Genomic DNA, 14,007 nt, shown 5'->3' with positions numbered 1-14,007 from the left:
GATGGGCGCGGCGCCCAGCCGTCGCCTCTACGTCCCCGGGCGCTCCGCCGTCCACGCCCTGCCGCCCCACTGCAAGCTCGTCGCCGTCTTCTGCTTCGTACTCGTCGTGGTCTCCACCCCGCGCCACGCGGTCCCCGCCTTCGTCCTGTACGCCGCCCTGCTCGCCGCCGTCGCCGCCGTGGCCCGCGTCCCGGCCACCACCCTGCTGAAACGGCTGCTGATCGAGGCGCCGTTCGTCGCCTTCGCGCTGCTGCTGCCGTTCACCGTGCCCGCGGGCCCCGGGGAGACCGTCGCCGTCGCGGGGACGACCCTGAGCGAACCGGGCCTGTGGGGCGCGTGGAACATCCTCGCCAAGGGCACCCTCGGCGTCGCCGCGTCCGTCCTGCTCGCCGCCACCACCGAGATCCGCGCCCTGCCGTCCGGCCTCCAGAGGCTCCGGCTGCCCCCGCTCCTCGTCCAGATCGTCTCCTTCATGATCCGCTACGGCGATCTGGTCGCCGACGATCTGCGGCGGATGTCGATCGCCCGCCGTTCGCGCGGCTTCGAGGCGCGGGGCGTACGCCACTGGGGGGTGCTGGCCCGGACGGCGGGCACGCTCTTCGTCCGTACCTATGAACGCGGTGAGCGGGTCCATCTGGCGATGCTCAGCCGCGGCTACGCCGGCACGATGCCCCGCACCGCAACGGCGGCCGCGAGCCGGGCCCAGTGGACGGCCGCCGCCGCCCTGCCCGCCGCCGCGCTCGCCGTCCGCCTCCTGGAATGGAGCGCCCCATGACACCCTCGGAACCGCCACCGCCGTCGACGCCCTCGTCTCCGCCGCCGTCCCTGAGTGTGCGCGGACTCGCGTACGCCTATCCCGACGGCCACCAGGCACTCTTCGGGGTCGATCTGACCGTCGGCCGGGGCGAGCGCGTCGCACTCCTCGGCCCCAACGGCGCCGGGAAGACTACCCTCGTCCTGCATCTCAACGGGATACTCGGCGGCGGCGCGGGGACGGTCGCCGTCGGCGGGCTGCCGGTCGCGCGGCCCCATATCGCCGAGATCAGACGCCGGGTCGGCATCGTCTTCCAGGACCCCGACGACCAGCTCTTCATGCCGACGGTCCGGGAGGACGTCGCCTTCGGCCCGGCCGCCGCCGGGCTGCGCGGGCCCGAACTGGAGCGCCGGGTTTCGGCGGCGCTGGAACGCGTCGGGATGGCCGGATACGCGGACCGTCCGCCGCACCATCTCTCCTTCGGGCAGCGGCGGCGGGTCGCGGTGGCGACCGTCCTCGTCTCGGAGCCGGAGATCCTCGCACTCGACGAACCCTCGTCCAACCTCGACCCGGCGTCCCGCCGGGAGCTGGCGGACGTCCTCCGGTCGCTGGACGTCACCGTGCTGATGGTGACCCACGATCTGCCGTACGCACTGGAACTCTGCCCCAGGTCGGTCGTACTCGCCGACGGTGTGGTGGTCGCGGACGGGCCCACCGGCGGTCTCCTCGCCGACCCCGAACTGCTGCGGACGCACCGGCTGGAGCTGCCGTACGGCTTCGATCCGAAGGCCCTCGCCGCCCTTCCCGACTGACCTGGAAGTCTTCCCGCTCCCCGGACGTTGCACCATGGACGGATGCACGTAGGCGGGAACACGGGGACGGAGGCGGCTGTGGTGGACGTACGCGGCACGGTGGCGGACGGTTTCGAGCCGGTACGCGACGCCTTCGTCCGCAACTTCGAACAGCGGGGCGAGCGGGGCGCGGCGGTCGCGGTCTACCGGGACGGCCACAAGGTCGTGGACCTGTGGGCGGGCACCCGGGACGCCGACGCGCCCACGGACGGCACCGCGCGGCCATGGGCCGTCGACACGGCCCAGATCGTGCGGTCAGCGACCAAAGGGGTCGCCGCCGCCGTCGTCCTGCTGCTGCACCAGCGGGGCCGGATCGACCTCGACGCGCCGGTGGCCACGTACTGGCCGGAGTTCAAGGCGGCGGGCAAGGAACGGGTGCTCGTACGGCATCTCCTCGCGCATCGCGCAGGACTGCCCGCGCTCGACCGCCCGCTGACCCCGGCCGAGGCGATCGACGGCGTCAGCGGCCCGGCGGCGCTGGCCGCCCAGGCCCCCGTGTGGGAGCCGGGCACGGACCACGGCTACCACGTGCAGACGTACGGCTGGCTGCTCGCCGAGCTGGTGCCGCGGGTCACCGGACGGACCGTGGGCCGCTGGGTCGCCGAGGAGATCGCCCGCCCCCTCGGGCTCGACCTCTGGATCGGGCTCCCGGCGGACGAGGCCCACCGGGTGGGGCGGATCGCGCCGGTGGAGGAGCCCCCGGCGGCCGCGGGCGGCGGCTTGGCACTGCGGCCGAAGCGGTCCGTGGCGGAGGCCTACCGGGACCCGGACTCGCTGACGCGGCGCGCGTTCGGGGTGATATCCCCGCCGCCGGACGAGAACGACCCGGCGTACCGCGCCGCCGAACAGCCCGCGTCCGGCGGGATCTCCACCGCCAGGGCGCTGGCCCGCTTCTACGCCGCGACGATCGGCGACGTCGACGGCGGCCACCGGCTGTTCGCGCCCGCGACGCTGACCCTGGCCAGGACCGAGGAGTCCGCGGGCCCCGACCGGGTCCTCGTCGTCCCCACCCGCTTCGGCCTCGGCTTCATGCTCCACGGCCCGGCGGCGCCCCTGCTGGGCCCCGGCTCCTTCGGCCACCCCGGCCGGGGCGGCTCCCTCGGCTTCGCCGACCCGGACACGGGCACCGCCTTCGGCTATGTCACCAACGGCCTCCGCAAGGGCGTGACCGCCGACCCCCGCGCCCAGGCGCTGATCCGGGCGGTGCGGTCGGTGTCGTGAACTCCCCGGCCGGAGCCGAAGCGGAATGGATGCTTCTCGTTTGTCGGACCGGGCGCGTACAACGGTGAACATGAGCACAGCACCTGTGATGAGCCCGGCGGAGCTGGAATCCTTCGTCGTCCGGGCGAAGGCGGCGACCTATGCGGGCGGCGGCGGGAAGATCCCGTCCGTCCGCACCGCGTCCCACGATCTGGAGTACCGAGAGGGCGATCTGGTCTACCGCGACAGCTACTTCGGCGGGACGGACTTCCTCGGCCAGGAGACGGTCCACCTGGCCGACCGCCCCCTGTGGGGCATGAACTACTACGGATACGTCCTGACCGGCGACATCGACGCCGGCCGGGCCGGGAAGGTCGTCACCGCGTCCCTGACGGCGCTCTACCGGGAGGGCCGGTTCCTCGGCGGTTTCCGGTACGAGATCGACGGGCTGACGTACACGGACGAGTCGACGGGCGACGTGGCCCGCTTCCGGGGCGTCGAGCACATCACGACGGCGTCGGGGATACGGGCGTACGAGCTGCGCTACCACGGGGGCCGCGTCCTCGACTGACGAACTTCCCCGCCGTCGACGGGCCCCGCGTCAGCCGGTGGGGCCCGACCAGTAGGCGTCGTCCCACCGGCCCGCGTCGGGGTTGAACTCGACCTCGACGCGGTCCGCGGCCGCGGGCGGGAGGGAGAAGGCGTATGTGCCGACGGCCTGCCTGCCGGGGAGGACGTAGCCGGTGATGACCTTCTGGCGGCCGCTGCCGTCGATCAGCAGCTCGGCCGTGGCCCCGTCCGCGTCGGTGACATCGGGCAGGCCCGTCTCGACCTCGATCCGCTCCGTGCCGGTGTTGACGACGGTGACCGTCACCGAGATCGCCTTGTTGCCCTTGGCGTGGCCCATGGCGAACTCGTCCGGGACGAACGGCCCCGGCCGGGCCACGGTGACCTTCAGACCGTTCTCGAACACGAACGGCTCACCGAAGGAGAGCCGCCGGGCCGCGGCCTCCGCCGCCGCGTCCTTCCGCGCCTGCTCGTCCGCCGCGGCCGCGGACGCCGCCGACCTCTTGTCCGCCGCCCGCTCCTCGTCGGTGACCCAGGGGCGGATTCCCACCGCCGACCTATCGGAAGGGCTTGATCGGGACGGTACTTTCGATCTTATGAAACGCTTCGAGGGTTACGGGGTCCTGATCACGGGCGCGGCCCGCGGCATCGGCGCGGCGACCGCGCGCAGGCTGGCGGACGAGGGCGCGCGGGTACTGCTCACCGATATCGACGGCCCCGCCGCCGAAGCCGCGGCGGCGGATATACCGGGCGCGGAGGCCCTCGTCTGCGACGTCGGCGACCTGGCCCAGGTCGACGCGGCCGTCGCCCACGCCGTCGAACGCTTCGGCGGCCTCGACGTCCTGGTGAACAACGCCTTCGCCTCCGCCCCCGACACCGATATCGCCGAGGACGACATCGACACGCTCTGGCGGCGCGACCTCGACATCACCCTGATGGGCGCGGTGCGCTGCGCCCGTGCCGCCCTGCCCCATCTCGCCGCGACGGGCGGCCGGGGCGCGATCGTCAACATCGGCTCCGTCAACGCCGAGGCGGACTTCGGCAACCACGCCTACAGCGCGGCCAAGGCGGGCCTGGCGTCCCTGACCCGTACCCTCGCGGGCGACGCGGCGGCGCGCGGCGTCCGCGTCAACCAGATCAACCCCGGCACGATCCGCACCGGCAACTGGGACGGTCGTGAGGACCTCCTCGACGCCCTGGCCGACCAGCTCTACCCCCTGGGCCGGATCGGCGAACCGGACGACATCGCGGCGGCGGTCGCCTTCCTGGCCTCCCGCGACGCGTCCTGGATCACGGGCACCGTCCTCCGCGTGGACGGCGGCCTCCTGGCGGTCAACAAGGGGTTCGCGGCCATCAACCGCGACGGCTGACGGCCCACCGGCGGCGGCCCGGGCCCGGCGTTCCGCTGCGGGGCCCGGACCGCTACCGGTCCCACCGGTCGTGAGGCGTTCACCCGCCGACCGGCTCGGCGCCGTGCGCCGCCGCGATGCCGTCGATACGGCGCGCCAGATCGAAATCCGCGGCGGTGAGCCGGTGTCCCACGTCGTGGGTGGTGATCCCGAAGCGGAGGCCGTCCCAGCGGAGGTCGATATCGGCGTGATGCCCGATGAGCCGCTCGACATCGGCGACATGCACGATCATCGCGACCCCGCCGTGGTACCGGATACGGAAACTCCGACTGATCTCGTCGCCCTCACGCGACCAGCCGGGGGCGTCCCGCAGGGCCGAAACGATCTCGTCCTCCGTCAGCGGAACAGGTGCCTCAGTCATGCGCTCCCCTCAGGATGACAGGCGCCAGGACATCGGAGAGTTCCCGGCCTACGGAAGTAGCGTGCCACGGGCTCATGGACCGCTCCAGAGTGTCCAACTCCTTTGCCAGGCGGGCTGAGCGTGTTTCGACCGCAACGGGAGAGACGCTACGGGCCAATTCAAGCGCTTGGTCCGGATCCCCGGCCATAGCGGCAGCCGTCGCATAGCGCGCCAGGTACACGCCTCGATCCCTGCGAGCTGTTTCCGGCACCAGTGAGAGGACCTGGCCCCAGAGGGATACCGCCTCGCCGCCACAGCCAAGACGGCCGTAGCACGTAGCCCGCTGGACCTCCAGATAGCCCGGGGTGCGACGGCAAGCGTTTCCCCACGGCAGGTTGTCATCGACGCGAGGCAACAGCGTTGCGGCCTCGTCAAGAAGTTGGTCCACAGCTCTGCGATCGCCGGTGAGGCTCGCGCCGTGCGCCTGCTGCTGAAGCGACATGACCCGAACTTTCGGCGTCAGCGCCGCCACATGCTCAAGGGCTGCTCCGCACAAGTCGATGGTTGCGTCTCCGTCCCCCAAGTCCGTCCGGACCTGAGCTTGATTGACAAGGGCGTACCCCATCAGATTCGGGTCGCGGGAGCGGGTTGCCAACTCGTGCGTGATGCCACGCCAGAAGGCGGCGCCGCTCATGTCGCCCGCGTCCTGGTACAACCAGCCGACGAGTGCGGCGTAGGCGGCGCCGATTCGCAGTAAGCCCCGCCGGGTCTCCCCTTTTGCGGAGCGCACGAGTTTGTCAATGAGTTGGTACTGGGCGGATACCGTCCCGATCAAGTCATGTGGACCCAGGAACATATCCGCGCGGTAGTGCCCTTCCAGCTGGTCCTGAAAATAGCTGATGAGGGCAGGATCGACATGCTGGATCGGCGCCGGTCCGGGAACGAGAGCCGCCGCAGTGACGGAGACGAACCCACGGCGTTTCACATCGTCCTCCCGCTGCTCCAATGGGCGGATCCACCCGGGTGGCGTGGTGAACCCGAGGTCCTCCGGCCAACGTCCTAAAGCGTCCCTGAGTACATGCGCGGTTTCCTCGGGCGGCCATCCAGGACGGGCGCCCTCCCAGCGGCGCCACGTTCGTGCGGAGATCGTGAAATGCGGGTCGTCGAGCAGTGTCTGCCCATGCTGCTGGAGCTTCGCAGCCGCCTGCTCGACGGTGCGCCAACCGGCGTGGAGCCGTGCGGCTCGGAGTGCGTCGTTGCGACTCATGGTGCCAGTGTGCGATGTGCGACCTCTGCTATGGAGCCGTGGCCGTGATCTGGCCGCGCGTGGCCACCCCGCGACCTATTGGTGACTCTTGGTGGTTGGTCATGATCGGTACGTGAAACCGGAGTGTCAAAGCACTCCGGAACGTGCCGTCGAAGCCCGGCGTCGGGCTCCGCACTGAAGAAGGACGCAACGCCATGGTGGCTTCGAAGGCGACCACGAATCTCCCCCCGGTCTTCCGCCTGTCGCTGGATCCCCCGAGCCCGGTGCCCGGCTGCGCGGCGTGCGCGGCGCTCGTCGCCGAGCGAGGCAAGGCACGGGCCACGGGGGACATGTCGCGGGTCAGCGACTGCAATGTGCTGCTGCGACGGCACCCCGAACACCACCACTGACCGGAGCCGAACGCCATGCGTGATCTCGTACGCCGTCTTCTGCTGCGGGCGTTGGACCGGCTGGGGCCGGTCGAGCCTCAGCCCATACCGGCGCCCACGCGGGCCGTCGCGGTGGATCCATGGACGCGGCCGTGGACCGGGCCGACCAAGGAAGACGCGCGGGAGATCTTCCGGCGCGAAGCCGAGGAGCGGCGCGGGCGGCGCAAGGTGCTGGTGGTGGTTCCGGACGGGATGTGGCTGCCGTGTCTGTACGAAGGACTGCGCCGGTGACCGTGGAGGGGCTGACTACCCCACCCCCGGAGCCGCTGACCGCCGTGTGCTGTGTCTGCGCCCGCACGACGACCGCTCCGGTCGAGGTGGCCTACATCGAGCGGGCGAGCGGCCCGGGGCGGGTCGTGTACGCCTGCCCCGAGGACGCCGCAATTCCCACCCCCGGTCCCGGGCGCCACGATTGACCCGGAGGCACCGAAAGGGGATGTGGTGCGGAGTTCCGGTCAACCGTCCGGGGGGTCGCCCGAAGGAAGGACATCCGTGCTGGTGGGGACGGCGCGTGGCTACGCTCCCGATATGGCCGTAGCCGAGCCCCCGCGATGTCCCCAGTGTCCTGCCCGGCCCCTGCTCTGGAAGGACACGACGACGGTTCTTCCTGCCAGGCCCGACCGCTGGCGCTGGTACTGCACGGGGTGTCGAAGCTACTGGGAGCCGACCTTTGACCAGAGGATGGCGTTTACCTATGGCTCATACGGAGGATCGAACAGTCCCGTGTATGAGACGGCTCCCCGACCCGAATGAAGGGCGTCCGACTCCGTCGGCCGGCTCGTGTGCGGAGCGGGCGGCTGTGGGTCAGGTGCCCGTGACGTCCTTCACCCCGGGGGCCACCAGGCCGAAGAGGTCGGCGATCGTGGTCAGGGCCGCCGTGTGGAGGGCGGCGGCCGGGAGCGGGGCGCCGTCCGGGGTGGGGAGGGCGCGGGTGGCCGTGGCCTCGGCGACGACCGTGGGGCGGTAGCCCCGGTTGAAGGCGCCCTGCGCGGTGAACGTGACGCACATATGGGTCATCAGACCGGCCAGCACCAGGTCTGGGCCCGCGTCCAGGGCGCGGAGGGTCTGCTCCAGGTCGGTGGCGTGGAAGGAGTCGGGGAACCGCTTGACCACCACCGGCTCCCCGTCCACGGGGGCGACCTCGGGGCTGATGGCGCCGATCTCGGCACGGATGTCGTACGGGGTGCCCTCACCGCCGTCGTTGATCACATGCACCACGGGCGCGCCCTGGGCGCGGGCGGCGGCCAGCAACCGGGCACCGGCGGCGACGGCCTCGTCGACACCCTCCAGGGCCATGACCCCGGTGCGGTAGGTGTTCTGGAAATCGATCAGGATCAGGGTGCTGTCGGCGAGCCGGGGCGGGCGGGCGTCCAGGCCGATGACGTCGCGGAGCGTGCGGGAAACGGAAACGGGCATGGCTGTGTTCCTTCGCGGTGATGGTGGGTGATGTCGGGAAGGGGGTGTCGGGAAAGGGATGCCGAACGGCGTGCGCGCCGCCGGGTCAGCTCGCCGTGGGCGTGGTGCGGAAGCGGCGCCGGTACGCGGCGGGGCTGGTGGAGATCTGCCGCCGGAACGCCCGGTGGAGGGTTTCCACCGAACGGAGCCCGGTCACCCGGGCGATCCGGTCCAGCGGCTGGTCGGTGGTCTCCAGCAGCCGCCGGGCGGTCTCGACGCGCAGCGCCTCGACGTATCCGGCGGGTGTCGCCCCGGTCTCCCGGGTGAAGACGCGGGCGAAGTGCCGGTCGCTCAGGCACATCCGCGCCGCCAGCGCGCCCGCCGTCAGATCGCCGTCGAGATGGTCGGCGATGTACCTGCGTATCTCGTCGACGTCCCGGCGGGCCGTGGGCGGGCGGCTGATCGGCACACTGAACTGGCTCTGGCCGCCCTGGCGTTTGAGATAGACGACGAGCTGCCGGGCCACGGTGAGCGCCAGCTCCTCGCCGTGGTCCTCGGCGACCAGGGCGAGCGCCAGGTCGAGACAGGCGCTGATGCCCGCCCCGGTCCATACCCGGCCCGAACGGACGAAGATCGGGTCGGGGTCGACGGTGACCGCCGGATGGTCGGCGGCGAGCCGGGCGGCCGTCGACCAGTGCGTGGTCGCGGTCAGCCCGTCCAGCAGCCCGGCCGCCGCGAGCAGATGCGCGCCCACGCAGACGGAGGCGATCCGCCGGGCGTACGGCGCGGTCGCCCCGACCCAGGCGACGACGTCCGGGTCGATCCGGGGTACGAGTCCTTCGGGCCCGTCGTCCACGGCGCCGGGTACGAGGAGGGTGTCGACGTCCGTGCCGACCTCCGCGAATCCGACGTCGGTCACCAGCCGTACCCCGGCGGACGTCGCCACCGCGTCGCCGCCCGCGCCGGGACCGGCGAGCCGTACCTCATAACGGGGACGGCCGCCGGACTCCCGGTTGGCGAGCGCGAAGACCTCGGCCGGTCCCGTGACGTCGAGCAGGTCGACGTCGGGGAAGACCGCGATCACGACGCGATGACTGAAGTCGGGCATGGGTCCATCGTCGGCCGAGGGCCGGGACGACCGCAATGACGGGGATCTGTCACATCCGGACACGCCCCGGACACCGGCCTACGGGGCCACGGGGCCGACGTGCCAGCCGTAGCGGATGCCCGCGAGGATCTCGACCACGGCGCGGCCCGAGGCGTCCTTCGCGCCGGTCTCGTGGGACAGGAAGGTCTCGGCCAGGAACGTCTGGTCGAGGGGGATCGCGCCGTCGACCCTGGTCTGCGGCGCGTCGTTGAAGTTGCAGACCTCGGTGCCGTGGACCGAGGTCAGCCCGCCGTCCATGTAGTACGGGTTCGCCCGGCCCATGTTGTCGATCTCGGGCGGGCGGTTCGCGCCGGTGCCCCGGGTGCGGACGACCTGGATCCAGCGCAGGGTCTCGTGGATGCCGGGATCCCCGCGGCGGACGTCGGGCTCGTAGACGGCGTACAGTCCGCCGCCGAAGGACACCCCCGGCGGCTCGCCCGGTCCGGGCCCGGCGGCGATCACCCCGTACGACTGGACCCGGAACACCGACCGGCCGCGCAGACCGCCCCGGTAGCGGAAGGCGTAGTAGGCGCCGAAGCCCGCTTCGAGGGTCGCCGCGAACGCGATGTCCGGGTCCCCCGGGGTCCGGAGGTAGACGGGGTGCGGTGCGTCGCCGGGCTGCCCGAACGGGAGCAGGGCGATCCGGTGCGCGGCTCCGTTGAAGGTGAACGCCGCCGACGGGATGTGCCCGCCGATGGTGCCCGGCGGCTTCCCGGGGTGCTCGGGCCAGCCGGTCGGCCGGCTCGGCCGGTAGTCCGGCAGCAGATGCCCGCCGGACCTGGCCGTCGCCGCCCCGGCGGGCGGGGCGACGAGCCCCGCGGCACCCGCGGCTCCGGCGGCGGTTCCGGCGGCGAGCAGCGACCTGCGGGACACTCCGGACGGTTTCGACCAACTCATACGTCACCTCGTGTGGGCGGGACTTCGCGGACACGGCCTGGGCCCCGGCCCATTCGAGTCGACGGGAGGTTTCCGTACGGTTAGCGCCCGTCCTCAGCGGGTCAGCCGGTGGTGATACGCCGCGCGATCGCGGCGGCCTCCGCGGTGCCGTCGGTGCCGTCGGTGGCGGAGGAGAAGTTCACGGCGACGGCCAGCGTGCGGCCCGACCGCGTGCGGCCCGCCGACAGGGCCCAGGTCACCGACGCGGAGGGGACCCGGGCGGTGACCGAGGGGCCGAGGGCCGTGCGCAGTTGCTCCGCCGTACGGGCCGATACGGCGCGTACGGCGGGCCCGGAGTCCCCGGGTGTGGTCGTCAGCCGGGGCGCGGGCAGGGTGCCGTCACCGGCGACGACCGCCATCACCCGGGCCAGCTGTATAGGGGTGGCCTTGACGTCGGAGAGCCCGTTGGCGGCGAGTGCGAGCTGCGCCGGGCTCGCCGGGCGGTCCGGCCAGACGCTCTCCCCCGCGCGCCAGGGCGTGTCCAGGGTGCTGTTGAAGCCGAAGGCGGCGGCCGTCGACTCCAGCGCGTCGGCGCCCAGGTCGGCCGCGATCCCGGCGAAGACATTCGTACAGGCGTGGTTCAGGGCGATCCGCAGACTGGCGTTCGCGCACCGCGGGGAGGGGCCGGTGAACCGGGTGGTGCTCCCGGGGACGGTATGGGCGAGCGGACTGTCGGTGGGGGTGTCGACCGAGGCGATCAGACCCTTCTCCAGCGCGGCGGCGGCGGTCACGACATGGGCGGCCGAGCCCGGGTTCTCGTCGCCCCGCAGGGCCCGGTTCATCATGGGCTTGCCGGCGTCCGACGTCAGCCGCTGCCACGCCTTCTCGTCCGAGCGCGAGTTCCCGGCGAAGGAGGCGGGATCGTAGGAGGGCGAGCTGACCATGGCGACGATCTCACCGGTCCGTGTGTCGACGGCGACCGCGGAGCCCGTCCGTCCGCGCAGCCCTTCGAAGGCGGCTCGCTGAGCGGCGGGGTCGATGGTCGTCGCGACGTCCTTCCCCGCGTCGGTCTCGGCCTTCAGGAGCTTTTCGAGCCCCGAGGTGCCGAAGACCATGGAGCGGTAGCCGGTGACGGACGCGTACAACTCACCCTCGGTGTAGGTGCGCCGGAACGGCACCTTGGGGATGCCCGACGGCTCGGAGCCGGTGACGGGCTGTCCGGCGACGAGGATGTCCCCGAGCCCCCCGGCGTGCTTCGGCTCCACCCGGGGCGCCCCGGACGACAAGACCGGCGACGGTGGCGCCCCGCCGCCCCCGGAACACCCCGCGAGCCCGACCGCCACCACGGTGGCGAACACGGGGACGGCGACGGCGGGACGGCGGAGGCGGGGCGGTAGCGGCATCGGATCATCCTAGGCCGCGCCCGTCGAACGGATCTGCGGCACAGGGGACTTGACCGGATCGGCCCGACCGCCCCAGGGGCGCCCGGGAGCCCGGGAGCCCGGCAAGATCCGAAAGAGACGACCTACGCCGGGGGGAGTCCCGCCCGGGTGAGTTCGAGGAGGCGGCCCAGCCAGTTGCGGCCCCGGCCGCCGTTGTCGCCCCAGAAGTCGTCGTCGGGGGCGGAGTCGTACTTGTGGTAGACGATCGTCGCGTCGCCGGTGGCCCGCAGGACCGAAGCCAGGGCCGGGTGCTGGGCGAACTGGGCCGCCAGCAGCCGGGCCATCAGCGCCGTGCGGGTGCGTTCGGCGTCCGGGACGGGCGGCGCTCCGGCGGCCAGGGCGCGCGCCCGGCCGGGGGTGTCCGCCGCCGTGATCGCGGCGCGGGCGGCCGGGTCGGCGGTCGACAGGGCTTGGAACGCGTGCTCCACCGTGGGGTAGGTGATGCCCTCGAAGGTGAAGGGCGCGGGGTAGGTCGTACGGAGCGCCTCCTTCCCGGGATCGTCCGAGCCCCGCGCGTAGGTGTGGGGGATCTCCACGGAGGTGAACGCGGGTGCGGGCGGTGCGCTGCCGGCCGGTGCCGGGCCCCACCGTTCGAGCTGCTCGAAGTAGTCGATCGCGTCCTCCTGGTAGATCTCCCGGGTGATCACCTCCCCCGTCTCCTCGTCCGTGCCGCCGACGCCCGCGACGAGCACCCGCAGGGGCTGGTCCTTGCAGTCCATGTCGCCCAGCGCGTAGCGCCGCAGCGTCTCCGGTATCGCGTGGTACGCGTCGCGGACCGCGAGCCGGTTCGCCTCCGTGCGGTCGGCGAGGAAGACGTCGAGCAGGGCCCGGCAGCGGCCCGTGGAGTCGGGACGGCCGTTCAGCTCGTCGATGGTGTCGCGGACCTCGGCGAGCAGCAGTTCCGGGGTGTACCAAGTCTCGGGCTCCTCGAACCGCCAGGCCGCCAGGTGGTGCGCGGACGCCTGCCCGCCCTCCGGCAGGGACGTCGCCACCCAGCCGGACGCCAGCTTCCGCTCGAACTCGTCGAGCGTGAGCAGGCCCCACGCGTCGACCATGCCGTCCGCCCAGATGTACAGCTCGGTGAGGAAGTACGTACCGCAGTTGCGGATGAAGGTCTGGCGCCAGGTGCCGCGGATCCGTCGGCCGTCCGCCTCCCGGTGGACGATCTGCTTGCTGGAGATCATCCCCGTATTGTGCAACGCCCCCCGCTGCCGGACGGCGGGCCGTCCGCTACTCGTCGTCGTAGTGGAGCGTGCCGTCGTCGTCCATCGTCGGATGCAGCTTCATCGGACCCCAGCCGTCCGGATCGGAGGGCCGCGGCGGCTCGGGCCCGTCCGGGCCGCAGCGCAGCGCCCGTTCGATCCGGCAGACCCGGTAGAGGGAGTCGGCGACCCGTGCCTCGTCGGCCCGGCCCGCGGCCTTGAACTCCGCCGCCGCCCGCGCGTACTCCTCGCGCTCCTCCTCGTCGAACTCGTACAGCATGGGCCAGAACTCGTTCATCCCGTCGAACAGGCTGCGCCGGGCGTCGTGCGGGGACGGCAGCAGGATGCCCCGGGTCGTCCAGCGCCCGTCGGCCAGCTCGACGACGCTGAAGCCGACCGGGAGCAGCGCGATATCGGGGTGGCACTCGGTGGCGCGTTCGGAGTCGTGCCGCACCTGGTCGGGGAAGAGGGGGCCGGAGTACGAGAAGGAGCGCAGGCCCAGTTTCATCGCCCCCGCCATCAGGCCGTCCTCCCGGTCGGGGTCGATGTCCAGCCCGACTTCCGGCCAGATCCGTTCGCGCTCGCCCTCCCAGGAGTAGTCGTTGCCGGGCTCGGGGTCGGTGGGGCGCGGCGGCTCAAGGCCGTCGTCGCCGCGGCGGGCGAACTCGTCGGCGCGCACCACCCGGTAGCGGCAGCCGAGTACCTCGATCTCGTCGACGGGCTCGTTCTCCAGCACGGTGACGGCGTCGAGGAGACGGCGGCGGAGGAGGGGATCGTCGGTGTCGTCCTTGGCGCGGAACCAGAGGAAGGAGTTGAGGCTGTCGCGGGCCTCCTGCGGGGAGCCGCTGATCACGGGTTTCAGTACCCGCCACGCGCCGTCGTCACCGCCGTCGCACCACGGCCCGCGATCGGGGGCCCGGCCGCCGGTGTGCTGCGCGGCGAGCCCGAACACCGGTCCGCGGACCAGGAGATCCGGATAGCGGTACGAGGCCTCGACGGCGTCGGCCTCGGTCACCCAGGCCGCGGGGTCGTCGCGCTGCACCAGATTCTCGTGGAGCCGGTCGATCCGTCGCTTCCAGTCATCAGCCATGCGCACATTGTTGTGGCGCTGGTTCAAAATTCATGCTGA

Annotated in this window: 17 protein-coding genes; 8 read left to right on the top strand and 9 right to left on the bottom strand. The window is 72.4% G+C overall.

Features of this window, described 5'->3' with window-relative positions; genetic code table 11:
- Position 1: 1 nt before the first annotated feature.
- The 4 genes from cbiQ (at position 2) to ACFXG1_RS21840 (ending at position 3,376) form a co-directional block, all read left to right on the top strand.
- Positions 2-775 (top strand): cobalt ECF transporter T component CbiQ, encoded by a 774-nt coding sequence (cbiQ, locus tag ACFXG1_RS21855; RefSeq protein ID WP_384717904.1) that lies wholly within the window; start codon positions 2-4, stop codon positions 773-775.
- Positions 772-1,566: an energy-coupling factor ABC transporter ATP-binding protein gene (locus tag ACFXG1_RS21850; protein WP_384717902.1), complete on the top strand. Its 795-nt coding sequence runs from the start codon at positions 772-774 to the stop codon at positions 1,564-1,566. Before cbiQ ends, ACFXG1_RS21850 begins: the two co-directional genes overlap by 4 nt.
- Before the next feature lie 42 nt (positions 1,567-1,608).
- Positions 1,609-2,826, top strand: coding sequence for a serine hydrolase domain-containing protein (locus tag ACFXG1_RS21845; RefSeq protein WP_384744189.1), 1,218 nt, complete (start codon positions 1,609-1,611; stop codon positions 2,824-2,826).
- Positions 2,827-2,896: 70 nt separating this feature from the next.
- Positions 2,897-3,376 (top strand): DUF5680 domain-containing protein, encoded by a 480-nt coding sequence (locus ACFXG1_RS21840; RefSeq protein ID WP_384717900.1) that lies wholly within the window; start codon positions 2,897-2,899, stop codon positions 3,374-3,376.
- A gap of 30 nt (positions 3,377-3,406) precedes the next feature.
- On the opposite strand, the gene ACFXG1_RS21835 is transcribed toward ACFXG1_RS21840, so the two are convergent.
- Positions 3,407-3,922 carry a hypothetical protein gene (locus ACFXG1_RS21835; protein ID WP_384717898.1) on the bottom strand — a complete coding sequence of 172 codons (516 nt, stop codon included), beginning with the start codon at positions 3,920-3,922 and terminating at the stop codon, positions 3,407-3,409.
- 46 nt (positions 3,923-3,968) lie between these two features.
- Between ACFXG1_RS21835 and ACFXG1_RS21830 the strand changes: the two genes are divergently transcribed.
- Positions 3,969-4,742, top strand: a complete 774-nt coding sequence (locus ACFXG1_RS21830) for an SDR family NAD(P)-dependent oxidoreductase (RefSeq protein WP_384744186.1) — start codon at positions 3,969-3,971, stop codon at positions 4,740-4,742.
- Positions 4,743-4,821: 79 nt separating this feature from the next.
- Here ACFXG1_RS21830 and ACFXG1_RS21825 read toward each other — a convergent pair whose 3' ends face one another.
- Positions 4,822-5,142 (bottom strand): 4a-hydroxytetrahydrobiopterin dehydratase, encoded by a 321-nt coding sequence (locus ACFXG1_RS21825; RefSeq protein WP_384722232.1) that lies wholly within the window; start codon positions 5,140-5,142, stop codon positions 4,822-4,824.
- The gene (locus ACFXG1_RS21820; protein ID WP_384722235.1) at positions 5,135-6,388 is read right to left on the bottom strand and encodes a Twin-arginine translocation pathway signal; all 1,254 of its coding nucleotides are present in this window, start codon (positions 6,386-6,388) and stop codon (positions 5,135-5,137) included. The genes ACFXG1_RS21825 and ACFXG1_RS21820 overlap by 8 nt, the downstream gene beginning before the upstream one ends.
- Before the next feature lie 194 nt (positions 6,389-6,582).
- Here ACFXG1_RS21820 and ACFXG1_RS21815 point away from each other — a divergent pair, with 194 nt between their 5' ends.
- From ACFXG1_RS21815 to ACFXG1_RS21805, 3 genes are read left to right on the top strand one after another with little or no spacing between them, the layout of a single operon-like run.
- A complete protein-coding gene (locus ACFXG1_RS21815; RefSeq protein ID WP_384722238.1) occupies positions 6,583-6,777 on the top strand; it encodes a hypothetical protein in 195 nt (64 codons plus the stop codon).
- A gap of 15 nt (positions 6,778-6,792) precedes the next feature.
- On the top strand, positions 6,793-7,047 hold the full coding sequence (locus ACFXG1_RS21810; protein ID WP_384744184.1) for a hypothetical protein: 255 nt from the start codon (positions 6,793-6,795) through the stop codon (positions 7,045-7,047).
- The gene (locus ACFXG1_RS21805; RefSeq protein WP_384720246.1) at positions 7,044-7,232 is read left to right on the top strand and encodes a hypothetical protein; all 189 of its coding nucleotides are present in this window, start codon (positions 7,044-7,046) and stop codon (positions 7,230-7,232) included. The genes ACFXG1_RS21810 and ACFXG1_RS21805 overlap by 4 nt, the downstream gene beginning before the upstream one ends.
- 388 nt (positions 7,233-7,620) lie before the next feature.
- Here ACFXG1_RS21805 and ACFXG1_RS21800 read toward each other — a convergent pair whose 3' ends face one another.
- The 6 genes from ACFXG1_RS21800 to ACFXG1_RS21775 form a co-directional block, all read right to left on the bottom strand.
- Positions 7,621-8,232, bottom strand: coding sequence for an isochorismatase family protein (locus ACFXG1_RS21800; protein ID WP_384720243.1), 612 nt, complete (start codon positions 8,230-8,232; stop codon positions 7,621-7,623).
- Between the two features lie 85 nt (positions 8,233-8,317).
- Entirely contained in the window at positions 8,318-9,319 is a 1,002-nt protein-coding gene (locus tag ACFXG1_RS21795) for a GlxA family transcriptional regulator (RefSeq protein WP_384720240.1), read from the bottom strand.
- Between the two features lie 78 nt (positions 9,320-9,397).
- Positions 9,398-10,255: a hypothetical protein gene (locus ACFXG1_RS21790; RefSeq protein WP_384720237.1), complete on the bottom strand. Its 858-nt coding sequence runs from the start codon at positions 10,253-10,255 to the stop codon at positions 9,398-9,400.
- 101 nt (positions 10,256-10,356) lie between these two features.
- The gene (locus tag ACFXG1_RS21785) at positions 10,357-11,637 is read right to left on the bottom strand and encodes a penicillin-binding transpeptidase domain-containing protein (RefSeq protein WP_384744181.1); all 1,281 of its coding nucleotides are present in this window, start codon (positions 11,635-11,637) and stop codon (positions 10,357-10,359) included.
- Positions 11,638-11,759: 122 nt separating this feature from the next.
- Positions 11,760-12,860, bottom strand: a complete 1,101-nt coding sequence (locus ACFXG1_RS21780; protein WP_384717542.1) for an NADAR family protein — start codon at positions 12,858-12,860, stop codon at positions 11,760-11,762.
- A gap of 46 nt (positions 12,861-12,906) precedes the next feature.
- The gene (locus ACFXG1_RS21775) at positions 12,907-13,968 is read right to left on the bottom strand and encodes a DUF5954 family protein (RefSeq protein ID WP_384717539.1); all 1,062 of its coding nucleotides are present in this window, start codon (positions 13,966-13,968) and stop codon (positions 12,907-12,909) included.
- Positions 13,969-14,007: the final 39 nt, after the last annotated feature.

The sequence above is a fragment of the Streptomyces sp. NPDC059248 genome, assembly GCF_042753905.1.
Classification (GTDB): Bacteria; Actinomycetota; Actinomycetes; order Streptomycetales; family Streptomycetaceae; genus Streptomyces.
Note: the sequence above shows the minus strand (reverse complement) of the source record. Positions and strands in the feature narration are given on the sequence as shown.

Excerpts from the sequence above, each read along its gene's own strand:
- ACFXG1_RS21850 (WP_384717902.1), top strand. The coding sequence starts at position 772 with ATGACACCCTCGGAACCGCCACCGCCGTCGACGCCCTCGTCTCCGCCG.
- ACFXG1_RS21830 (WP_384744186.1), top strand. The coding sequence starts at position 3,969 with ATGAAACGCTTCGAGGGTTACGGGGTCCTGATCACGGGCGCGGCCCGC.
- ACFXG1_RS21825 (WP_384722232.1), bottom strand. The coding sequence starts at position 5,142 with ATGACTGAGGCACCTGTTCCGCTGACGGAGGACGAGATCGTTTCGGCC.
- ACFXG1_RS21790 (WP_384720237.1), bottom strand. The coding sequence starts at position 10,255 with ATGAGTTGGTCGAAACCGTCCGGAGTGTCCCGCAGGTCGCTGCTCGCC.
- ACFXG1_RS21840 (WP_384717900.1), top strand. The coding sequence starts at position 2,897 with ATGAGCACAGCACCTGTGATGAGCCCGGCGGAGCTGGAATCCTTCGTC.
- ACFXG1_RS21815 (WP_384722238.1), top strand. The coding sequence starts at position 6,583 with ATGGTGGCTTCGAAGGCGACCACGAATCTCCCCCCGGTCTTCCGCCTG.
- ACFXG1_RS21845 (WP_384744189.1), top strand. The coding sequence starts at position 1,609 with ATGCACGTAGGCGGGAACACGGGGACGGAGGCGGCTGTGGTGGACGTA.
- ACFXG1_RS21775 (WP_384717539.1), bottom strand. The coding sequence starts at position 13,968 with ATGGCTGATGACTGGAAGCGACGGATCGACCGGCTCCACGAGAATCTG.
- ACFXG1_RS21785 (WP_384744181.1), bottom strand. The coding sequence starts at position 11,637 with ATGCCGCTACCGCCCCGCCTCCGCCGTCCCGCCGTCGCCGTCCCCGTG.
- ACFXG1_RS21795 (WP_384720240.1), bottom strand. The coding sequence starts at position 9,319 with ATGCCCGACTTCAGTCATCGCGTCGTGATCGCGGTCTTCCCCGACGTC.
- ACFXG1_RS21780 (WP_384717542.1), bottom strand. The coding sequence starts at position 12,860 with ATGATCTCCAGCAAGCAGATCGTCCACCGGGAGGCGGACGGCCGACGG.
- ACFXG1_RS21820 (WP_384722235.1), bottom strand. The coding sequence starts at position 6,388 with ATGAGTCGCAACGACGCACTCCGAGCCGCACGGCTCCACGCCGGTTGG.
- cbiQ (WP_384717904.1), top strand. The coding sequence starts at position 2 with ATGGGCGCGGCGCCCAGCCGTCGCCTCTACGTCCCCGGGCGCTCCGCC.
- ACFXG1_RS21800 (WP_384720243.1), bottom strand. The coding sequence starts at position 8,232 with ATGCCCGTTTCCGTTTCCCGCACGCTCCGCGACGTCATCGGCCTGGAC.
- ACFXG1_RS21810 (WP_384744184.1), top strand. The coding sequence starts at position 6,793 with ATGCGTGATCTCGTACGCCGTCTTCTGCTGCGGGCGTTGGACCGGCTG.